Genomic DNA, 22,009 nt, shown 5'->3' on the forward strand with positions numbered 1-22,009 from the left:
AGACGTGGATGCCCGGCACGAGGCCGGGCATGACGAATTTTATGCTGATGGCCTGGTAACCTGAGCGCCTTACGCGCTCGCCATGTCCGGAAATACCGCCTCGATCTTGGTCTTCAGCGTGGCGGCATTGAACGGCTTGACGATATAGTTGTTCACGCCGGCCTTCTTGGCCGCGATCACGTTCTCGGTCTTGGATTCCGCGGTGATCATGATGAACGGCGTGGTGGCGAGATTGGGGTCGGCCCGCACCTCCCGGAGCAGGTCGTAGCCGGTCATTGGCTCCATGTTCCAGTCGGAGATCACCAGGCCGTATTTTTTGATGCGCATCTTGTTGAGCGCCGCCGACCCGTCGCTGGCATCGTCGATATGTTCGAACCCAAGCTGCTTGAGAAGATTCCGGATGATGCGGATCATGGTGTTGTAGTCATCCACCACCAGAACCGACATCGACAAATCAACCGCCATCTTGAATCCCCCGCAACGCCACCGAACGCCACACAACCGTCAACGAGACTACGCGGCCGAAACGCCGCGCAGTCCGCGCCCTCAGGACTAGCATCAGCCCTTAAACAGCGCGTTAACCGACTGCAGCCGAATGAATATATCGCGTCCCGGCGGGGCGCCGGTTCGGCCCGCTTGACTTCATCGGGGCGGCCAAGTCACGGTCCGCTCCCACCCGGTCCCTGTCGAGAATCCGTAGAAATGACGCCTGGCTTTACCGTTATCCGCGATACCACCCCCGCGGCCGCGATCCCCACGGGCACGGTGGTCGCGATGGGCAATTTCGACGGCGTCCATCTCGGTCACCGCGCCGTGATCGCTGCGGCGCTGCAGATGGGGCGAGCGCATGGCAAGCCGGCGCTGGCGGTGACGTTCGAGCCGCACCCGCGCAGCTATTTCAGCCCGAACACCCCGCAGTTTCGGCTCACCGACGAGGCCGGGAAGCTGCGGCTGTTGGCCGGAACCGGGCTCGCGGGCGCTGTCGTGATGACCTTCGACAAGGCCCGGGCCGGCACCACGGCGCAGGACTTCATTCATCATGATTTGATTGAGCGGCTCGGGGTCAGCGGGATCGCGGTCGGTTATGACTTCCACTTCGGCAAGGGCCGGGTCGGCTCGCCGAGCCTTCTGGTCAGCGAGGCGCCTCGGCTCGGCATCGAGGTCGACGTGCAGCCCCATGTCGATATCGCGGAGCGGCCGGTCTCCTCCAGCACGATTCGGATGGCGCTGGCAGAGGGACAGATCGAAGAGGCCACCGCGATGCTCGGCGGCCCATGGTTCGTGGCAGGCCTGGTGATCCATGGCGAGAAGCGCGGCCGCGATCTCGGCTATCCCACCGCCAATATCCGCCTCGACAAGAATTGCGGGCTCAAGCACGGCATCTACGCAGTGCGGGTCGGCCGCGGGGCCGAGCGCTTCGACGGCGTCGCCAGCTTCGGCCGTCGCCCCACCTTCGACAACGGCGCGCCGCTGCTGGAAGTCTTCCTGTTCGATTTCAACGGCGATCTATATGGAGAAGCGCTGGATGTCGCCTTCATCGCCTTCATCCGCGACGAATTGAAGTTCGACGGCGTGGCAGCGCTGGTGCGCCAGATGGACGACGACAGCGCCCGCGCCCGCGCGGCGCTGGCGGCGGCGCCCGAGGCCTTTCCGCAGCTTGGGATGATCGGACCGCCCCCCACGGCGTGAACCCGATTCGCGTTCGCCAGCCGGGTTCGACGACTTCGGCGGACCCGGGACGCCGCCGGCAGATGTGCCGGGGCTTTGCGATCCAGCGGCTGGCTGCTATGGAAAGCCGCATGTTTGCGCGGCGCACCATAACCATTAGCGGCCCGGCTTCCGCCTGAGTTTCGGCTCAGCGCAAGACCGGGATCCCCGCTTATTCCTCCGCGAACTTATCGCGTATCTCGCGCCCTTTGAGCCAAACCAGAGCCTTCATGTCCGAAAAATCCCAAAAATCCGACGCCCCAGACTATTCCAAAACCCTGTTCCTGCCGCAGACGGAATTCCCGATGCGCGCCGGCCTGCCGCAGCGCGAGCCGGAAATCCTCAAGCGCTGGAACGAGATCGGGCTCTACGCGAGCCTGCGCCGGGCTGCCCGCGGCCGGACCAAATTCGTGCTGCATGACGGGCCGCCCTACGCCAACGGCAGCATCCATATCGGGCATGCGCTGAACAAGATCCTCAAGGACGTGGTGACCAAGAGCCAGCAGATGCTCGGTTTCGATTCCAACTACGTGCCGGGCTGGGACTGCCACGGCCTGCCGATCGAATGGAAGATCGAGGAAGAGAATTACCGCTCCAAGGGCAAGGCGAAGCCGGATTTCAGGGACTCGGCGGCGATGGTGTCGTTCCGCAGGGAATGCCGCGCCTATGCCGGGCACTGGCTTAACGTACAGCGCGAGGAATTCAAGCGGCTCGGCATCATCGGCGACTGGGACCATCCCTACGCCACCATGGACTATTTCGCCGAAGCGCAGATCGCGCGCGAGCAGATGAAATTCGCCGCCAACGGCACGCTCTACCGCGGCTCCAAGCCTGTGATGTGGAGCGTGGTGGAAAAAACCGCGCTGGCGGAAGCCGAGGTGGAATACGAGGACTACACGTCGGATATGGTGTGGGTGAAGTTTCGTATCGACGCGTATGGCGGCGCGCCCGCAACGACGCGTGATGTGGTTGGTGCATCCATCGTGATCTGGACCACGACACCCTGGACCTTGCCCGGCAATCGCGCCATCAGCTATTCGCCGAAAATCACCTACGGTCTCTACGGGGTCACGGAAGCGCCCGACCAGAACTGGGCCAGGAAGGGTGACAAGCTCGTTCTGGCCGACAAGCTCGCCGCTGAGGTGATGAAGACCGCAAAGGTCGAAGCGTTCATCAGGAAGCAGGATGTCGATCCCTGTCACATCGGCCATGCCTCGCATCCGCTGAAGGGCAAGGGATACGATTTTCAGGTGCCGCTGCTGGCCGGCGATCATGTCACCGACGACACCGGCACCGGCTTCGTCCACACCGCGCCCGGCCACGGCCGCGAGGACTTCGACGTCTGGATGTCGAATGCGCGCGAACTGGAAGCGCGCGGCATCAACACCACCATTCCCTATACCGTCGACGAGAACGGCGCCTTCACCGATCAGGCCCCTGGCTTCACCGGCAAGCGGGTCATCAACGACAAGGGCGAAAAGGGCGATGCCAACGACGCCGTGATCAAGGCCCTGATCGAGGCCGGCATGCTGCTGGCGCGCGGACGGCTGAAGCATCAATATCCGCATTCCTGGCGCTCGAAAAAGCCGGTGATCTTCCGCAACACGCCGCAATGGTTCATCGCGATGGATAAGGACATCGCGGGCTCCCCTTCACCTCTCCCCAGTGGGGAGAGGTCGGCCGCACAGCGGCCGGGTGAGGGGTTACCGTCTCCAGAAGATAGCAAGTCCCCTCACCCGACCCCTTCGGGGTCGACCTCTCCCCGACGGGGAGAGGTGAAGGAAGGCGACACCCTGCGTGCCCGCGCGCTGCATGCGATCTCGGTGACGCAATGGGTGCCGGCGTCGGGCCAGAACCGCATCAACGGCATGATCGACGCCAAGCCCGACTGGGTACTCTCGCGGCAGCGCGCCTGGGGCGTGCCGATCGCGGTGTTCGTGCGCGAAAAGGCCGACGGCTCCGCCGAAATACTCAAGGACGAAGCCGTCAACCAGCGCATCGCGGACGCCTTCGAGCAGGAAGGCTCCGACGCCTGGTACATGGACGGCGCGCGCGAGCGCTTCCTCGGCCCGCTGGCCAACGAGGAATGGAAGAAGGTCGACGACATCTGCGACGTCTGGTTCGATTCCGGCTCGACCCACGCCTTCGTGCTGGAGGACCCCGTGCACTTCCCGGGTCTCGCCGGCATCCGGCGCAAGGTCGACGGCGGCGACGATACCGTGATGTATCTCGAAGGCTCCGACCAGCACCGCGGCTGGTTCCAGTCGTCGCTGTTGGAAAGCTGCGGCACCCGCGGCCGCGCGCCGTTCGACGTCGTGCTGACCCACGGCTTCACGCTCGACGAGAACGGCCGCAAGATGTCGAAATCGATCGGCAACACCGTCGAGCCGCAGAAGGTCATCGCGCAATCCGGCGCCGACATCCTGCGGCTGTGGGTGTGTGCCACCGATTACGCCGACGACCAGCGCATCGGCCCGGAGATTCTCAAAAATACCATCGAGACCTACCGCAAGCTGCGCAACTCGATGCGCTGGATGCTCGGCACGCTGCATCACTTCAAGCCTGATGACGCGGTCGCTCCCGCCGAGATGCCCGAACTGGAGCGGCTGATGCTGCATCAGCTCGCCGGCCAGGCTGCGATCGTGCGCAGGGCTTATGCCGAGTTCGATTACAAGACCGTGGTCGCCAGCCTTTCGGCGTTCATGAATACCGAACTGTCGGCGTTCTATTTCGATATCCGCAAGGACACGCTGTATTGCGACCCGCCGTCGTCGCTGGCGCGCAAGGCCGCACTCACCACCATCGACATGATTTGCGATGCGATCCTGCGATGGTTCGCGCCGGTGCTGAGCTTTACCTGCGAAGAAGCCTGGCAGCTCTATCGTCCGGACACCGAACCGTCGGTGCATCTGACGCTGTTTCCGGAGGGGCTCGAGGCCTTCCGCGACGATGCGCTGGCGGCAAAATGGGAAATCATCCGCACCGTCCGCCGCGTCGTCACCGGCGCGCTGGAAGTCGAGCGCGCCGCCAAGAGGATCGGATCGTCGCTGGAGGCCTCGCCGCTGGTCTATGTCTCGGACAAGAAGATTTTCGACACGCTGATCGATGTCGATCTGGCCGAGGTCTGCATCACCTCGAACGCGATGGTGACCAATGACGAGGCGCCGTCAGGGGCATTCCGCTTGAACGACGTGCCGGGCGTCGCCGTCGTGGTCGAGAAGGCCGTCGGCATCAAATGCGCGCGGTCGTGGAAAATCCTGCCGACCGTCGGCGAGGACCCCGAATACCCCGACGTCTCGCCACGCGACGCCAGGGCGCTGCGCGAATGGAAGGCGCTGGGAGTAGTGGTCTAGCGTCGTCCCTGCGTCCATCAGATCGTCGTCCCTGCGAAAGCAGGGACCCAACCACCGGCCTCAGCGATAGATACGGGAAGATGACCACGAGTCTTTCAAGCAATATCCGACACGGCGCCGCGATGAGCGCAACTGCGCTCACGCTGGAGGTCCTCGCTTTCGCGCGGACGGCGTTGTGGTTGGTATCGGCTGCCACGCCATGACCCCTCACCTCCGCCGCGGCATCATCGCAGCCATTGTCGTGCTGGCGCTGGACCAGGCCTCGAAGCTCTGGCTGCTGTTCGTGTTCGACATCGGCCGTCGCGGCGCGGTGCGGCTGACCCCGTTCTTCGACCTAGTGCTGGCATGGAATGTCGGGATCAGCTTCGGCTGGTTTCAGAACGACGGCCACCTCGCCCAGTTCGCCCTGATGGCGGTCAAGGCGGTGGCGGTGATTGTGCTGGCGATCTGGATGGCGCGGTCGCGTACCCAGATTGCCACCATCGCGCTCGGCCTGATCATCGGCGGCGCCATCGGCAACGCCATCGACCGCTTCGCCTATGGCGCGGTGGTCGATTTCGCCCTGTTCCACCTCCAGATCGGCGGAAATACCTTCAATTGGTACGTGTTTAACCTTGCCGACGTGGCGATTGTTGCCGGAGTAGCAGCCCTGCTGTATGACTCCTTCCTGGGGGTGCCCGCCGCAAAAGCGCCCTGATCCCAGCTGATACGGACCCCCGAAGCAGTTCCGGGAGTGCTTGCAGGCGCGCAGCAGCGCCTTAAATCGGCGGCCGGTTTGCTGAGAATTGGAACAGGAAGAGCGCCATGCGCGAGACCGAAGCCAGCGATTGGATTGTGCGGAACTCCCCGGCTGCGCTGAGGCGCGCCCTCCGCCTGTCCGTCGTCGCCCTAGGGATCGGTCTCGTGATGGCAGCAGGGGCCGCGCGCGCCCAGGACGCCGATGAGGATGACAAGACCTTCGAGGAAAAGGTCATCGAAGGCATCATGGCCGGTATCGGCGGCACCAACATGGATAACCGGGGGATCGACTATCGCGAGCGGTCGCCGCTGGTCGTCCCTCCCAAGCTCGATCTGCCACCGCCGGTTGCCGCGTCGGGTGAGGTGAAGGACCCGAACTGGCCGAAGGATCCGGATGAAGCGCGCCGCAAGGCCGCGATCGCGCGCCGCAAGAAAGATAACAAGGATCCCGTCGAGGCCGCCCGCGTCCTAACTCCGAGCGAACTGAATGCCGGCAGGACGGCCGCTCCGGTCCGCACCAATAACGACCCGGTGCAGCCGGGCGATTCGGTCAACAATCCCGTTCTCAGCCCGTCCCAGCTCGGATTTGACGGCAAGCTCAGCACTATTTTCGGTGGCAACAAGACCGAGGTAGCGCCGTTCAAGGGGGAGCCGACGCGGGAATCCCTGACCCAGCCTCCGGCCGGATACCAGACGCCGTCGCCGAATTTCGCCTACGGCACCGGGCCGAAGGAATCGCTGAACAAGGAATACAACCCGGCCGCCGGCAAGTATGGCGACTAGTTGCGTTCCGCACTCGGCTTCGTGACGCCATCCGGCGACAGCGCGGTGTACCATGCCGCGGCTTTATCCCGAACGCTTCCGTTCGGGCCTTCAAACAGGTCATGATGCCCGCACACCGCTTCGCCGTTTCTGTGTTCGCTGCGCTGCTCTTGGCGTTCTCTTTCTCCGCAAGCGGCCTCGCCCAGACCACGGTGACATCGGAGCCGCCCGCGACGTTTACCCTCGGCAATGGCCTGCAGGTGGTGGTGATCCCGGATCACCGCACTCCGGTAGTCACGCAGATGATCTGGTACAAGGTCGGCTCCGCCGACGAGACGCCCGGCAAGTCGGGCCTCGCGCATTTTCTCGAACACCTGATGTTCAAGGGCACCAGCAAGCATCCGGCCGGCGAATTTTCGCAGACCGTGCTTCGGATCGGCGGCAACGAGAACGCCTTCACGTCCACCGATTACACCGGCTATTTCCAGCGCGTGCCGCGCGACCAATTGCCCAAGATGATGGAGTTCGAGGCCGATCGCATGACCGGCCTGATCCTGAAGGATGAAAACGTGCTGCCGGAGCGCGACGTCGTGCTCGAAGAATACAACATGCGGGTCGCCAACAACCCGGAGGCGCGGCTGGCCGAGCAGATCATGGCGGCGCTGTACCTCAATCATCCCTACGGCCGGCCGGTGATCGGCTGGCACCACGAAATCGAAAAGCTCAACCGCGAAGATGCGCTGGCGTTCTACCGGCGTTTTTATGCCCCGAACAACGCCATTCTGGTGATCGCCGGCGACGTCGATGCGAGGGATGTCCGCCCGATGGCGGAGCAGACGTTCGGCCAGGTGGCGGCGCAGCCCGGCATTCCCGCGCGGCGCCTTCGTCCGCAGGAGCCGGAGCCGGTCGCGGCGCGCACCGTGACGCTGGCCGATCCGCATGTCGAGCAACCCAGCGTGCGGCGCTATTATCTGGTGCCGTCCGCGACCACCGCCGCCGCCGGCGAAAGTCCGGCGCTCGACGTGCTCGCGCAGCTGATGGGCGGCGGCAGCAATTCCTATCTTTATCGCGCGCTGGTGGTCGACCGCCCGCTCGCTGTCAGCGCCAGCGCCGGCTACCAGGGCACTTCGCTGGATGCGACGCAGTTCATGATCTCGGCCTCGCCGAAACCCGGCGTCGAGTTCTCAGAAATCGAGCAGGTGATCGACAGGGTGATATCGGATGTCGGACAAAACGCCGTTTCGGCCGAGGATCTCGAGCGCGTCAAGACCCAGCTGATCGCGGAAGCCATCTACGCTCAGGACAATCAGGCGACGCTGGCGCGCTGGTATGGCGGCGCGCTCACCACCGGCCTGAACATCGAGGACATCCGAAGCTGGCCGGATCGCATTCGCGCCGTTACCGCCGAACAGGTTCGCCAGGCCGCGCAAAAATGGCTCGACAAGAAACGGTCGGTGACCGGCTATCTGATCAAGGACACCGCGGCGAAACGCGAGGAGAAGCGTTCGTGACCAAATCCCGAACCTGCGTGCTGCGCTTCGCCTTCATTGTCGCGACCTGCCTCGCGATGACGCCGCTGGCCTCAACGGCTTCGCACGCCGCCGCCAAGATCCAGCGCCTGGTTTCGCCCGGAGGCATCGAAGCCTGGTTCGTGCAGGACGCTACCGTGCCGCTGATTGCGATGGAGTATGCCTTCGGCGGCGGCGCGACCCAGGACCCGGCCGACAAGCCCGGCGTCGGCAATATGGTTGCCGATCTGATCGATGAAGGCTCGGGCGATCTGGATTCCAAGACCTTCCACGAACGTCTCGAACGCCGTGCCATCGAACTGAGTTTCGCTTCGACCCGCGACCATTTCCGCGGCTCGCTGCGCATGCTGAAAGATAACAAGGACGAGGCCTTCGACCTGTTGCGGATGGCGCTGACGTCGCCGCATTTCGACAGCAGCGATGTCGAACGGATTCGTGCGCAGATCATTTCCGGCCTGCGGCGCGACACTTCCAGTCCGTCGGCGCTCGCCAGCCGCAAGTTCCTGGAAATCGCCTTTGGCGACCACCCCTACGGCCGAACGGCCAGCGGCACCCTGGAGAGTGTTCCCCGAATCAACGTCGCCGACATGAAGGACTATGTCCGCCGCGTGCTGGCCAAGGATACGCTCAGGGTTGCCGTGGTCGGCGATGTCGACCCGGCCACGCTCGGCAAATTGCTCGACCAAACCTTCGGCGGATTGCCGGCCAAAGCCAGCCTGACGCCGGTCGCCGACGTCGAAGCCGCCCAGCCGCCGCAGCGCGCGTTCATTCCGCTCGATGTGCCGCAGACCGTGGTGACCTTCGGCGGCCCCGGCCTCAAGCGCGACGATCCGAATTTCATGGCCGGCTATGTCGTCAACCACATTCTCGGCGGCGGAACGCTGTCGTCGCGGCTTTACAGCGAAGTCCGCGAGAAGCGCGGTTTGGCTTATTCGGTCTACGAATCGCTGTTGTGGATGGATCACTCCGCGCTGTTCGTCGGAAATACCGGAACCCGCGCCGACCGCGCCGGCGAGACCGTCGAGGCCATCAACAAGGAAGTCCGCCGCATGGCCGAGGACGGCCCCACCCAGCAGGAACTGGATGAAGCCAAGTCCTATCTCAAGGGCTCGCAAATGCTGGCGCTCGATACCTCCTCGAAGCTGGCATCGGCGCTGCTGCAATATCAGCTCGATAAACTTCCGATCGACTACATCGAGAAGCGCAACGCCCTCGTCGATGCCGTCACGCTGGACGACGCCAGGAAGGCCGCCCGGCGGTTGTGGGGGCATGGCCTCCTCACCGTCATCGTCGGCCGCGCCCCGCAGGCCGCCGCCCAGCCCGCGGCAGCGACCGCGGCTGCGCCCGTGCCTGCGCCTGCGCCCGCGGCAGCGCCTGCGCCTGCGCCTGCGGCGAACTAAACTTTCGGAGAGGCCAAGCGTCGTTCTGAGCCTGCTTGGCTGGAAGCGTTCATCGTTACTCCCTCAGCGAACGAGATCTGTTCTCTCCCCCTTGTGGGGGAGAGCTAGAGAGGGGGGTATCACGAACTCCGGCGTTTGCGGCTTACCCCCTCCCTGGCACAAGGGGGAAGGGAACGAGCGAAAGCGGACCGCAAACAAAACCGCTATCCTCCGCGAGCCTGATTCCCGCTGTGGGAAATATTCAGCCTCCGGTGACGCATGCTGCGGATTTCCCGCGACCTCATGATCGACGAGAATGATATCGAGATCAGTTTCGTTCGCGCCTCCGGTCCGGGCGGGCAGAACGTCAACAAGCTCTCGACCGCCGCGCAATTGCGGTTCGATACACGGCGGATAACGCTGGCGGCGGACGCCGAGGCGCGGCTCAGCCGGCTGGCGGGCCAGCGCATGACCAAGGACGGCGTGATCGTGATCCATGCGCAGCGTTTCCGCACCCAGGAACGCAACCGCGCCGACGCAATCGACCGCCTGCTCGAACTCTTGCGCGAAGCCATGATACGCCCGACGCCGCGGCGGCCGACCAAGCCGACGCTGGGCTCGAAAAAGCGCCGGCTGGAAGGCAAAAAGCGCCGCAGCGACGTCAAGGCCAAGCGCGGCTCGGGCGGATTCGACGACTGAGTCGTGTTTTGCGCACGGCCGCGTCGGCCGCACGCCCGCCTTTCCATCATAAAACAGCCCGCTACTACCACCGCCGGTTCGCGACGACCTAAGCTCGGTCGGCGCCAACGGTAATATGCATGAGAAAACCACGTGTGATACTCGCCATGGGGCTGGGATTTTGCAGCGCGATATCGAATGTCGGCCTCGCCTCGGCCCAAATGCCCTTGCCGGAGGCCAAGTCGCCCGACGGGGCCGCGCTTTTCAAACAGCAATGCGCCACATGCCACAGCACGAATCTCTCGGACGCTCCCCGGCAAGGGCCGACGCTGGTCCGGATCGTCGGTCGGCAGGCCGGCAAGGTCGAAGGCTTTCACTACTCGCCCGGTCTGGCGCAGGGTGGTTTCAGCTGGGACGAGAGCCGGCTCGATGCCTGGCTGACTGATCCGCAGGCCGTCATTCCCGGCGCCATCATGACCTATCGCCAGACCAGGGCCGAAACGCGCGCCGCCATCATCACCTATCTCAAGGGACTGAACTGAAATGGCAAAGCCGGTTCACTCCATGATCCGCGTTCTCGATGAAGCGAGGTCGCTCGACTTCTACGCCCGCGCATTCGACTTGCAGATTGCCGAGCGCCTTGTGTTTCCGGAATTCGCGCTGGTCTACCTGCGCCACGCGTCGTCGCCGTTCGAACTCGAACTGACCGTGAACTTCGACCGCAAGGAGCCTTACGTTCCCGGCGACGGATATGGCCATCTCGCCGTGGTAGTCGACAATCTCGATGCCGAGCATGCCCGCTTCGAGCGCGAGAAATTGTCGCCCGGGCCGCTGCGCGATTTCAAGCATGACGGCGCAACGCTCGCGCGTTTTTTCTTCGTCTCTGATCCGGACGGCTACAAGGTCGAGGTCATTCAGAAAGGCGGCCGCTTCGGTTAGTGCACCCAACAAAAACATTCAATGGAGGACGCCCATGAGAGAAGTTGATCGTCGAGGCAAATACAGCCGCCGCGTTTTTCTGCAGGGCGCCGCGACCGCGGTTCCGGTCGTGGCCGTCGCGGCGAGTGCCGGGATCGGCATCGAGGACGCGTGGGCCGCGGACGCGACCACGCTGACGCCTCCGACACTGAAGACACTAGTGAAGGTTGCGCGCGACATCTATCCGCACGACTTCGTGGCCGACAGCTACTACATCGCGGCGATCAAGCCGTGGGACGGAAAGGCGGCCAAGGACCCCGCGACCAAGGCGCTCCTTGAAGATGGCGTTCGGCGTCTCGACCAGGACGCGCAGGATCGGCACAAGGTGGCTTACATTCAGGTGCCGTGGGAGGCCGACCGGGTCGTCCTGCTGCAGGGAATCGAGCAGACCGATTTCTTCAAGAAGGTTCGCTCCGATCTTGTTGTCTCGCTCTACAACCAGGAAGAGCTGTGGCCGAAATTCGGCTACGAGGGCTCGTCCGCCGAGCATGGCGGATACATCAACCGCGGCTTCAACGACATCGATTGGCTGCCGAAAGTCTGAAGGCTTCGAGCAACATCCGGTTGGGAGGACTCATCATGGCGAAATTCGATCTGAACGACGATGGCCTGGTCGTGATTGTCGGTTCCGGCGCCGGCGGGGGGACGTTGGGTAACGAACTGGCCCAGAAAGGCGTCAAGGTCGTGATCCTTGAGGCCGGCCCGCGCACCGAACTGCAGGACTTCATCAACAACGAGTGGGAGAGCTTCACGCAGCTGGCGTGGACGGATATGCGAACCACATCGGGCAACTGGCGCGTTGCCAAAGATTTCCCCAACCTGCCGGCATGGATCGTCAAATCGGTCGGCGGATCGACGGTCCACTGGGCGGGCGCGTCGTTGCGGTTCGACGAGCATGAATTCAGGATCCGAAGCACGTATGGCAGCGTGCCCAGCGCGAATCTGCTGGACTGGCCGATCACGCTTGCCGATATGGAGCCGTGGTACGCCAAGGCCGAAAACAAGATGGGCGTGACCCGCACCAACAACATTCCGGGATTGCCGGGCAACAACAACTTCAAGGTGATGGAAGCCGGCGCGAAGAAGCTCGGCTACAAGGAAGTCCACACCGGACGGATGGCGATCAACAGCGAACCACGCGACGGCCGCGGCTCATGCCAGCAGATCGGATTTTGTTTCCAGGGCTGCAAGTCCGGCGCGAAGTGGTCGACGCTGTACGCGGAAATCCCGAAGGGCGAAGCGACCGGCAACCTCGAAGTCCGTCCCGGCAGCATGGCGCTCCAGGTCGAGCACGATGCGTCCGGCAAGGTCACGGGCGTCCTCTATGCCGACGAAGCGGGAAACATGCATCGCCAGAAGGCGCGCATTGTTGCCGTCGCGGGCAACTCGATCGAAAGCCCCCGGCTGTTGCTCAACAGTGCGTCCAGCGCATTCCCCGACGGCCTCGCCAACAGCTCCGGCCAGGTCGGGCGCAACTACATGCGTCACATGACCGGCAGTGTCTACGCGGTGTTCGACAAATCGGTACACATGTATCGCGGCACCACCATGGCCGGCATCATTCGCGACGAGGCGCGGCACGATCCGTCACGCGGCTTCATGGGCGGCTACGAAATGGAAACGCTGTCGCTCGGTTTGCCGTTCATGGCGGCTTTCCTCAATCCGGGCGCATGGGGGCGTTCGTTCACGTCGGCGATGGAAGGCTATCCGCGCATGGCGGGGATGTGGCTGGTCGGCGAGGACATGCCGCAGGAAACCAACCGCGTGACCCTTGATCCCAAGGCCAAGGACAAATTCGGCTTGCCGGTGGCGAGCGTTCATTACGACGATCATCCCAACGACCTCGCCATGCGCAATCACGCCTACAAGCAGGGATCGGCGGTATACGAGGCCGTCGGCGCCACCGTGACCTATCCGACCACGCCCTATCCCAGCACCCACAACATGGGCACCAACCGGATGAGCGCCAAGCCACGGGACGGCGTGGTGAACAAATTTGGCCAGACCCACGATATCAAAAACCTGTTCGTTTCCGACGGCAGCCAGTTCACCAGCGGCGCGGCCTGCAATCCGACACTCACAATCGTGGCGCTTGCCGTCAGGCAGGCGGATCATATCGCCGGCGCCATGCAGCGAAAGGAAATCTAGCGCACTTCGGCCGGGACGAATCACTGATCGCGAATTGGTTCTGGTACTCCATGGTTCGAGACGCGTTCGAGACCTCATCCTGAGGAGCGGCCACTTGGCCGCGTCTCGAAGGATGGCCGCGAGTCCAGCCGTTGCATCCATCCTTCGAGACGCTTGCTTCGCAAGCTCCTCAGGATGAGGTCCGAATCCTTCAGAGGCTCTGAGGAGCGCGCTCTTGCGCGCGTCTCGAAGGATGAAGCAGGAAGGGATGTGCGGCCTATTCGGCGGCGACCAGCCGCGGCGCCGTGCCGTCGAGAAAGTCAGGCATGACCGCTGCGGCTTTCGATCGATAGATCAGGCATGAGCAGCGCAATAGCGATGCAAAATTATGCACTTCGCCGCAATGATCGAGAACTTCGCTGTGAAGACGTGTCAGGAATTTCGCGAGACTCATGTCTTCCTTGCCCGCGATTTCTTCAAGCGTATCCCAGAACGCCATCTCCAGCCGGATCGACGTGCAATGGCCGTCGATGCGAAGAGATCTGGTCTGCGATTCGTAGTCGCGTTGAGGCTGGTGAGCGAACAGCTGACACATGGGCTTCCTCCCGATCTTCTTTATATCTTTTCTAAACGATATACCCGGTCGGTGCCCGTCTCAATGTTCCCGTCATAAACCCGCACACGACGCACCATTGGGAGAACGAACTTGCTCGATCTTGCCCGATCCCGCGGGCATGACGGTTTTACCTCTTGGTCCCCGACCTCGCTGTAAACAACGGGGAGAGCTGACGAAAGCCCTTGGGTTCCCTTCCCGCTTGCCGGTAAAAGCCCTTAAATTGCCTGCCGATTCCGCGAGTCGCCCGACCCATGCCCGTCCGCCAACTCCCCGAACAGGTCGTCAACCGCATCGCCGCCGGCGAGGTGGTCGAGCGGCCCGCGAGCGTGGTCAAGGAACTGACGGAGAACGCCATCGATGCCGGCGCCAGCCGGATCGACATTTTCACCGATGGCGGCGGCCGGCGGCGGATCGGCATCACCGACGATGGCGACGGCATGACCCATGGCGATCTGGCGCTGGCAGTCGATCGCCATGCCACTTCCAAGCTCGACGACGAGGACCTGTTGCGGATTCGCACGCTGGGGTTTCGCGGCGAGGCGCTGCCCTCGATCGGCGCGGTGGCAAAGCTCGGCATCACCACGCGCCACGCGAGCGAGCCGCATGCCTGGTCGCTGTCGGTCGAAGGCGGCGTGAAATCCGACATCATGCCGGCAGCGCTCTCGCAAGGTACGCGCGTCGAGGTCAGCGATCTCTTTTACGCGACGCCGGCACGGCTGAAATTTCTCAAGACCGACCGCACCGAAGCCGAAGCGATCCGCGAGGTAGTGCGCCGGCTGGCAATGGCGCGGCCCGATATCGCGTTCACGCTGGCCGGCGAAGAACGCGCGCCGGTCACCTGGGCCGCGGCGCTGCCAGGTGCGAGCGGCCGGTTGACACGGCTCGGCGACATCCTGGGGGCGGATTTTCGCGGCAGCGCCATCGAGGTGCGCAGCGAGCGCGAGGGCGTGGTGGTCGAAGGGTTTGCCGCGGCACCCTCGCTGACCCGCGCCAATGCGCTCGGGCAATATCTGTTCGTCAACGGCCGGCCGGTGCGCGACAAGCTGATCATCGGCGCGGTGCGCGCGGCCTATTCCGACTATCTGCCGCGCGACCGCCATCCGGTCGTGGCGCTGTTCGTGACGCTCGATTCCCGTGAGGTCGATGCCAATGTGCATCCCGCCAAAACCGAGGTCCGGTTTCGCAATGCCGGCCTGGTCCGCGCGCTGATCGTGCACGCGCTGAAGGATGGACTTGCCCGCGAGGGCAAGCGCACCGCGGCCAACAGCGACGGCGCGGCGATATCCTCGTTCCGGCCGTCGTTTGCGCCGCGCGCCAACTGGGACTGGCGGCGTTCGCCGGCCTATCCGGTCGGACCGCAATCCGGCTTCGAGGGCGCGGCGGCGACGGCCTTTGCCGAACCCGGACAGGCCGCGTTCGATGTCGGGACGCCCACCGCGGATGTGCGTTTTCAGGAAGCCCCCACTGCCGACCTGCTCGACCGCCCGCTGGGCGCGGCGCGGACGCAGATTCACGAGACCTATATCGTGTCGCAGACTCGCGACGGCCTTGTGGTGGTGGACCAGCACGCCGCGCATGAGCGCATTGTCTATGAAAAGCTCAAGGCCTCATTGGCGCGCAACGGCGTGCAGCGGCAGATCCTGCTGATTCCGGAAATCGTCGAACTGGACGAGGCAACGGTGGAGCGGCTGCTCGAACGCGCCGAGGAACTGGCCTCGTTCGGGCTCGCGATCGAATCCTTCGGCCCCGGCGCGGTCGCGGTTCGCGAGACGCCGTCGCTGCTCGGAAAGACCAATGCCGCCTCGCTGCTCCGCGATCTCGCCGAGCACATGGCGGAATGGGACGAGGCGCTGCCGCTGGAGCGCCGCCTGATGCATGTCGCCGCCACCATGGCCTGCCACGGCTCGGTACGCGCCGGCCGTATCCTCAAGCCGGAAGAAATGAACGCACTGCTGCGCGAGATGGAAGACACGCCGAATTCCGGCCAGTGCAACCACGGCCGGCCGACCTATGTCGAACTGAAGCTGAGCGATATCGAGAAGCTGTTCGGGAGAAGGTGATGCGCGATGCGCTTCCAAGCAGCAGGCTGTCATCGTCCGCCACCCGGTCCGGCCTTCGGCCGGCCGGATGACAGGCTCCGGCGGACGATCCAGTACACCGCGCCATCTGTGATGATCGTTACCGCCTCTGGAATACTGGATGCCCCGCCTTCGCGGGGCATGACGACTTATGGTTGGTCGACCGTCCGCAAAATCACAAACTCCGTATCGTCATAAGCCCGCCGCTCCAGTTCCGTAAAACCATCGGGCGCGACAAACGCCGCGGCCTTGGCCTCCTCGACCACCAGCAGCGCGCCCGGCGTCAGCCAGCCGCCGTCGCGCAGCGAGGCCAGCGCCTTCTCGGCAAGCTTCATGCGGTAGGGCGGATCGAGAAACACCAGCGAAAACGGCTCCATCGGATGAACAGGGCCGAGATGGGTGGCGTCGCGGCGGTACACTTTTGTCACGCCGCCGAGACCCAGCGCCTCGACATTGTTGCGCAACAGCGCCCGCGCCTCGGTGCCGTTGTCGACGAACAGCGCAAAAGCTGCCCCCCGGGAAACCGCCTCGATGCCGAGCGCGCCGGTGCCGGCGAACAGGTCGAGCACGCGGGCGCCTTCGATCGGATCGTCATAGGCATGGATCAGGATGTTGAACAGCGACTCGCGCAACCGGTCCGCCGTCGGGCGGATGTCGCGCGAGGCCGGCGACGCCAGGTTGCGGCCCTTCAATCGTCCACCGACGACCCGCATTAGAATTTCTCGTCATGGCCGGGCTTGTCCCGGCCATCCACGTCTTTCCTGCCCGGACGATCAAAAGACGTGGATGCCCGGTACAAGGCCGGGCATGACGACTCGCTGGCTGTTGACGATATCATGTCGACTATCGAACCCTACTCGTCCCGCGGCTTCAGGTCGCGCTTGCCGTGGTAGCCGCGCTGCGGGCGGCGCGGCGGGCCGTAGCCTGCGGCTTCGGCCTCGTTGCGCGCGCGGGCTTCCTCGCTGCCGGTGCGCTGCACCAGCACGCGGCGGCCCTTGCGGTCGGCGATCAGGCCGCTCTTACCGGCGGGCTTGAACGGCTTCTTGCCGCCCGGCGCCCCGGCCGCTGCATCCGCCGATTCGCCCTGGGGTTCCCCCGGCATCGGCCGATTGAAATCCGCCCCCGCCAGCGCGGCGATTTTTTCGCCGAGCTGCTCGCGCAGCACCCTTGTCTTGACCTCCTCGACCTGGCCTTCGCCGAGTTCGCCCAGTTGAAACGGTCCGTAGGACACCCGGATCAGCCGGTTCACTTCGAGGCCGAGATGCGCCATCACGTTGCGCACCTCGCGGTTCTTGCCCTCGCGGATCGCGAACACCAGCCAGACATTGGCGCCCTGGTCGCGCTCCAGCGTGGCATCGATCGAACCATATTTGACTCCGTCGACTTCGACGCCCTTCTTCAGTTCGTCGAGCTGCGCCTGGGTGACTTCGCCGTGGGCGCGGACGCGGTAGCGCCGCAGCCAGCCGGTGTCGGGCAATTCGAGCGCGCGCGCCAGCCCGCCGTCATTGGTCAAGAGCAGCAGGCCTTCGGTGTTGAAATCGAGCCGGCCGATCGAGATCAGCCGCGGCAGACCCTCCGGCAAATTGTCGAACACCGTCGGCCGTCCTTCCGGGTCGGCGTGGGTGGTCATCAACCCGCGCGGCTTGTGAAACATGAACAGCCGGGTGCGCTCGCGCGGCGGCAACGGCTTGCCGTCGACCGTGATGACATCGTTGACGGTGACATCGAGCGCCGGCGAATTGATGACGCGGCCGTTGACGGTGACGCGGCCCTGCACGATCCATTCCTCGGCATCGCGGCGCGAGGCAAGCCCTGCCCGCGACACCACCTTGGCGATGCGCTCGCCGGATTTCTTTTCGCGCGGCGGACGCGCGGCACGTTTCTCGAAATCAGGCGTGCGCTCGCGATAGGCGCCGCGGCCGCCGAAAGCGGGACGTTTTGCAAAGACCTTGCTGTCGTCCTCATTGTCGCGGCGCGGCCGATCGGCATTGCGATCGAACGATCGATGGTCGCTGCGCGGATGTTCCTGCCAGGAGCTACCGCCTTCGCCAGGGCCGCTGTCGCGATCCCGCCGCGGGCGCTCGAATTTCGGACGGTCCTCGCGGGGGCGGTCGAACTTCGGCCGCTCGCGAAACGGGCCATCACCTTGGGGACGGTCGCCGTGGGGACGATCCTCGCGTGGACGCGAAAACCGAGGACGCTCGCCGCCGCGATCTTCACGCGGCTTGTCGTAACGGGGTTTATCAAAGCGCGGCTTGTCGAAATTTCTGGCGCCATCACGCGGCGGACGGGAATTGCGGCCGGCGTGATCAGGCGAACTCGCGTCGCGCTTCTGCCACGGTTTCGACTCGCCGCGATCCGCGCCTCGATCAGGGCGGCTACCGAAATCCTTGCGCGGACCGCGATCGGGCGCGCCGCGGGAGAATTTCTTGTCGCCACCGAACTTTCTCTCGGGCCGATCTCCGCGGGGCCGATCGCCGTCGCGCGGCGGTCGCGCGCTGTACGGACGGTCTCCTCGGGGCCGATCGCCATCCTTGCGAAAACCTTCGCCGCGCGGCGTGTAGGGCCGCTTTTCGCCGCCGCCTTCACGCGGCGCATAGGGCTTCTTGTCGCCGAATTTCCTGTCGGAAAATCGCGCCGCCGGGCGGGTATCGTCGCGATCGCCACGCGGCGTAAAGTTAGGACGGTCGCTGCGCGGGGTGTACGGGCGCTTTTCACCGCCACGGTCGTCGCTGCGGCCTTCGCGCTTGCCGGCGTACGGTTTGCCCGAGCCCGAATAGGGCTTCTTGCCATAGGATCTTGCGCCATCGGACTTGCCGGCATAAGGGCGCTTCTCGCCCTCGCTCTTGCCCGCAAAACCGCGCTTGGCGAATTTCTTGTCGGGTCCCCGGGCAGCGCCGGAGCGGCCCTTGCCGCCGGAAGGGCGATCACGCCGGCCGCGGGAATCGTTGTTTTTATCGTTGTCGCGGGGCATGAATGGTTTCTCGTCTACAGATGAAATGGCGATCAGGCAGAGGTAGATGGGCTGTCATAGCGGCAACGCGCGCGCACTTGGCTCAAGGCGCATTCTCACGCAAAATCGGTATCTACTTTTGCTGAAGTTGCATCCAGTAGCAGGTTTTTTCCGATGATACGAGGCATGACCGTCCCTTCTTTCATGGATTTGGCGCTCAAAACGGCGGAAAATGCCGGAAAAGCCGGCGAAGTTCCGATCGGGTGCGTCATCGTCAGGAATTACGAGGTCATCGCCACGGCCGGCAACCGCACCCTGACCGACCGCGATCCAACCGCGCATGCCGAAATATTGGCGATCCGGCAAGCCGCCGAGGCGATCGGCACCGAAAGGCTGGTCGAATGCGACCTCTACGTCACGCTGGAGCCGTGCACGATGTGCGCCGCCGCGATCTCGTTTGCGCGGATCAGGCGACTGTATTTCGGCGCGGCCGATCCGAAGGGCGGCGCGGTAGAGTCCGGGGTCCGGTTTTTCACCTCGCCGACCTGCCACCACGTGCCGGACGTCTATTCAGCGGTCGGCGAGCGTGAGGCCGCGACGCTGCTGCGGGATTTTTTCAAGGTGAGAAGGTGAGTGATCTTCACCTCTCCCGCTTGCGGGGGAGGTCGACGCGCTCGATAGAGCGCGGCGGGTGGGGGAAGTCTATCCCCACGACCGATGCCGCGGATGCACCCCCACCCCGGCCCTCCCCCGCAAGCGGGAGAGGGAGCGCACTTCGTGTGCGGCGAACACCGGCGTTCACCCCGCCGCAAAAAACTCCTTCAGCGCCTTCGCGGTCGCATCCGGATTTTCCTCCGTGAGAAAATGGCCGGAATCGACCGGCGCCCCCGCAACATTGGTCGCCCATGTCTTCCAGGTGTCGAGCGGCGTCGCCGCGGCGCTGGCAATGCCGGCATCGCCCCACAAGGCCAGCATCGGGATCGTGATTTGTTTGCCGGCGTCGTGATCTTTCTTGTCGATCTCGAAATCGGCATAGGCGCCGGCGCGATAGTCCTCGCACATCGCGTGCACGCGAGAGGGATCGCGGAACGCGGCGAGGTAATGCTCCAGCGCGCGCGGATCGATGGCGTCGAGATTTTTGCTTTTCGTCTGGCTCGCCATCTTGAAGCGCAGGAAGAAATCCGGATTGCCTGATATCAGCGTTTCCGGCAACGGATGCGGCTGCGCCAGAAAGGTCCAGTGATAGATCTTCAGCGCGTAGAGCCGGTTCATCCGCTCCCAGTAATTATAGGTCGGCAGAATATCCAGCACCGCCAGCCGTGACAGCCGGCCGGGATGATCGAGCGCCAGGCGATAGGCGACGCGGCCGCCGCGATCGTGCCCGGCGAGCGCAAAGTGTACATGACCGAGTTGCTCCATCGCCTCGACCATGGTCTGCGCCATCGCCCGCTTGGTATAGGGCGTGTGATCCTTGTCGCTCTCCGGCATATCGGACCAGCCGTAGCCTGGCAGGTCGGCGATGATCAGCGTGAAGGTGTCGGCCAGCTGCGGCGCGACGCGGTGCCACATCACATGCGTCTCGGAAAAGCCATGCAGCAGCAACAGCGGTGGCCCCTTGCCACCGACGCGGGCGAAGATGCGCCCGGACGTGGTGTTGATCCATTTGGAGGCGTAGCCTGGATAGAGGTCGGCGAGATCGGGCATGTTCGCACTCCTTGGCGCCAACCGGGCGTCATCCCGAGGAGCCAGGGACGACGATAGCTGGCGCTTTAAACTTTGTTCGCCGTTGCCGCTGGCTCGGCTCGGCTATATGCCATCCCACAAGCCCAACCATCAAGAACCCGAACGAGGAAATGCCATGTCGATCGATTTCGAAGTCCCGGCCGAGGCCAAGGCGATCCGCGAAAAAGTCCGCAGATGGGTGCAGGAGGAATGCATTCCCGCGGAGAAGGAACTGGACAGCAAGCCGCTCGACGAAGTGCTCGGCAAACTGCGGACCAAGGCGCGCGCGCAAGGCTTGTGGTGTCCCTTCGTTCCCAAGGAATATGGCGGCATGGGTCTCGGTCCGCTCGCCAATGCGCTGGTGCAGATGGAACTCGGCGAAAGTTCGCTCGGCGCGCTGTCGATGAATACGCAAGGCCCCGACGATGCCTCGATGCTGACGATCCTCACCCACGGCACCGAGTATCAGAAGGAAAAATTCCTGAAGCCGCTGCTCAACGGCGACAAGCGCATTTGTTTCTCGATGACCGAAAAGGCTTCGGGCGCCGACGCCACGGGGATGCAGACCCGCGCCGAGAAGGACGGCAATGCCAATTATATCCTCAACGGCGAGAAGTGGTTTTCATCCTCCGCCAGCGTTGCCGACATGGCGCTGGTGATGGCCAAGACCGATCCGCACGCGCCGCGCCACAAGCAGTTTTCGACCTTCATCGTGGAACTGCCGAACCCCGGCTACAGGATCAAGCGCAACGTCGCCAACATGGCGATCGAGGGTCCGCACGCCGACGTGCTCCATGGCGGCCATTCCGAAATCGAGATCAGGGATCTCAAAGTGCCGGCGGAAAATCTGCTCGGCGGCGAAGGCAACGGTTTTAACATGGGCCAGCACCGCCTCGCCTATGGCCGGCTGCGCCACGGCATGCACAACATCGCGAAAGCCCAGCGCGCGCTCGACATGGCGACCAAGCGTGTCACGGAGCGTTCGACCTTCGGCGTGCTGCTCGCCGACCGCCAGGCGGTGCAGTTCATGCTCGCCGATTGCGCCAGCGAACTCTACATGGCGCGACTGATGCTGCTGCACATCGCCTACAAGGCGGAAAAGGGCATGGACCTGACCCAGGAAAACTCGATCGCGAAAGTGTTCCTGGCGCACATGGTGCACAAGGTGATCGATACCGCGATCCAGCTGCACGGTGCGCTCGGCTACAGCCAGGATACGGTGTTGGCAAAATGGTATACCCAGGTCCGCTCACAGCGGCTGGTCGACGGCCCCGACGAAGTGCACAAATGGAAAGTCGGCCGCAACGTCATCAAGGCGTTCCGCGAGCACGGCACCACGGCCTCGGCCGCGGGCGGCGATTTGATTTAAGGAAGCGACGCGCACGCAGC

The 22,009-nt window shown here is 64.0% G+C and carries 19 protein-coding genes; 14 read left to right on the forward strand and 5 right to left on the reverse strand.

The features are described from left to right. Positions 1–69: 69 nt before the first annotated feature. Positions 70–465: a response regulator gene (locus tag B5527_RS32545; RefSeq protein WP_079605148.1), complete on the reverse strand. Its 396-nt coding sequence runs from the start codon at positions 463–465 to the stop codon at positions 70–72. 237 nt (positions 466–702) lie between these two features. Here B5527_RS32545 and B5527_RS32550 point away from each other — a divergent pair, with 237 nt between their 5' ends. The 11 genes from B5527_RS32550 (at position 703) to B5527_RS32600 (ending at position 13,272) form a co-directional block, all read left to right on the forward strand. After that, complete coding sequence (locus B5527_RS32550) at positions 703–1,689, forward strand: bifunctional riboflavin kinase/FAD synthetase (protein ID WP_079605149.1); 987 nt, start codon at positions 703–705, stop codon at positions 1,687–1,689. Between the two features lie 248 nt (positions 1,690–1,937). Then, positions 1,938–5,060, forward strand: a complete 3,123-nt coding sequence (gene ileS, locus B5527_RS32555; RefSeq protein WP_079605150.1) for an isoleucine--tRNA ligase — start codon at positions 1,938–1,940, stop codon at positions 5,058–5,060. A 199-nt stretch (positions 5,061–5,259) separates the two neighbouring features. Continuing rightward, on the forward strand, positions 5,260–5,757 hold the full coding sequence (gene lspA / locus B5527_RS32560; RefSeq protein WP_079605151.1) for a signal peptidase II: 498 nt from the start codon (positions 5,260–5,262) through the stop codon (positions 5,755–5,757). 107 nt (positions 5,758–5,864) lie between these two features. After that, positions 5,865–6,581 (forward strand): hypothetical protein, encoded by a 717-nt coding sequence (locus tag B5527_RS32565; protein WP_079605152.1) that lies wholly within the window; start codon positions 5,865–5,867, stop codon positions 6,579–6,581. A gap of 101 nt (positions 6,582–6,682) precedes the next feature. Then, positions 6,683–8,071: a M16 family metallopeptidase gene (locus B5527_RS32570; RefSeq protein ID WP_425305040.1), complete on the forward strand. Its 1,389-nt coding sequence runs from the start codon at positions 6,683–6,685 to the stop codon at positions 8,069–8,071. 56 nt (positions 8,072–8,127) lie between these two features. Next, positions 8,128–9,489: a M16 family metallopeptidase gene (locus B5527_RS32575; protein ID WP_079607686.1), complete on the forward strand. Its 1,362-nt coding sequence runs from the start codon at positions 8,128–8,130 to the stop codon at positions 9,487–9,489. Between the two features lie 258 nt (positions 9,490–9,747). After that, positions 9,748–10,167: an alternative ribosome rescue aminoacyl-tRNA hydrolase ArfB gene (arfB, locus tag B5527_RS32580; RefSeq protein ID WP_079605153.1), complete on the forward strand. Its 420-nt coding sequence runs from the start codon at positions 9,748–9,750 to the stop codon at positions 10,165–10,167. Between the two features lie 200 nt (positions 10,168–10,367). After that, positions 10,368–10,688, forward strand: coding sequence for a c-type cytochrome (locus B5527_RS32585; RefSeq protein ID WP_079607687.1), 321 nt, complete (start codon positions 10,368–10,370; stop codon positions 10,686–10,688). Position 10,689: 1 nt separating this feature from the next. Continuing rightward, positions 10,690–11,085: a VOC family protein gene (locus B5527_RS32590; protein ID WP_079605154.1), complete on the forward strand. Its 396-nt coding sequence runs from the start codon at positions 10,690–10,692 to the stop codon at positions 11,083–11,085. Positions 11,086–11,119: 34 nt separating this feature from the next. After that, complete coding sequence (locus B5527_RS32595; protein ID WP_079605155.1) at positions 11,120–11,668, forward strand: Twin-arginine translocation pathway signal; 549 nt, start codon at positions 11,120–11,122, stop codon at positions 11,666–11,668. A 35-nt stretch (positions 11,669–11,703) separates the two neighbouring features. Continuing rightward, the gene (locus B5527_RS32600) at positions 11,704–13,272 is read left to right on the forward strand and encodes a GMC family oxidoreductase (RefSeq protein ID WP_079607688.1); all 1,569 of its coding nucleotides are present in this window, start codon (positions 11,704–11,706) and stop codon (positions 13,270–13,272) included. Between the two features lie 256 nt (positions 13,273–13,528). On the opposite strand, the gene B5527_RS32605 is transcribed toward B5527_RS32600, so the two are convergent. Then, positions 13,529–13,846 carry a ribbon-helix-helix domain-containing protein gene (locus tag B5527_RS32605; RefSeq protein WP_079605156.1) on the reverse strand — a complete coding sequence of 106 codons (318 nt, stop codon included), beginning with the start codon at positions 13,844–13,846 and terminating at the stop codon, positions 13,529–13,531. Positions 13,847–14,118: 272 nt separating this feature from the next. Here B5527_RS32605 and mutL point away from each other — a divergent pair, with 272 nt between their 5' ends. Further along, positions 14,119–15,927 carry a DNA mismatch repair endonuclease MutL gene (gene mutL / locus B5527_RS32610; protein ID WP_079605157.1) on the forward strand — a complete coding sequence of 603 codons (1,809 nt, stop codon included), beginning with the start codon at positions 14,119–14,121 and terminating at the stop codon, positions 15,925–15,927. 167 nt (positions 15,928–16,094) lie between these two features. Here the strand turns inward: mutL and rsmD are convergent, their stop codons facing one another. Then, entirely contained in the window at positions 16,095–16,658 is a 564-nt protein-coding gene (gene rsmD / locus B5527_RS32615) for a 16S rRNA (guanine(966)-N(2))-methyltransferase RsmD (protein ID WP_079605158.1), read from the reverse strand. A gap of 140 nt (positions 16,659–16,798) precedes the next feature. Continuing rightward, on the reverse strand, positions 16,799–18,919 hold the full coding sequence (locus tag B5527_RS32620; protein ID WP_079605159.1) for a pseudouridine synthase: 2,121 nt from the start codon (positions 18,917–18,919) through the stop codon (positions 16,799–16,801). 165 nt (positions 18,920–19,084) lie between these two features. On the opposite strand from B5527_RS32620, the gene B5527_RS32625 reads away from it, so the two are divergent. Further along, a complete protein-coding gene (locus tag B5527_RS32625) occupies positions 19,085–19,531 on the forward strand; it encodes a nucleoside deaminase (protein ID WP_245332354.1) in 447 nt (148 codons plus the stop codon). Positions 19,532–19,696: 165 nt separating this feature from the next. Here the strand turns inward: B5527_RS32625 and B5527_RS32630 are convergent, their stop codons facing one another. After that, a complete protein-coding gene (locus B5527_RS32630) occupies positions 19,697–20,602 on the reverse strand; it encodes an alpha/beta fold hydrolase (RefSeq protein ID WP_079605161.1) in 906 nt (301 codons plus the stop codon). A gap of 154 nt (positions 20,603–20,756) precedes the next feature. Here B5527_RS32630 and B5527_RS32635 point away from each other — a divergent pair, with 154 nt between their 5' ends. After that, positions 20,757–21,989, forward strand: a complete 1,233-nt coding sequence (locus tag B5527_RS32635; RefSeq protein WP_079605162.1) for an acyl-CoA dehydrogenase family protein — start codon at positions 20,757–20,759, stop codon at positions 21,987–21,989. Positions 21,990–22,009: the final 20 nt, after the last annotated feature.

The sequence above is a fragment of the Bradyrhizobium erythrophlei genome (assembly GCF_900129425.1).
Classification (GTDB): domain Bacteria; phylum Pseudomonadota; class Alphaproteobacteria; order Rhizobiales; family Xanthobacteraceae; genus Bradyrhizobium; species Bradyrhizobium erythrophlei_C.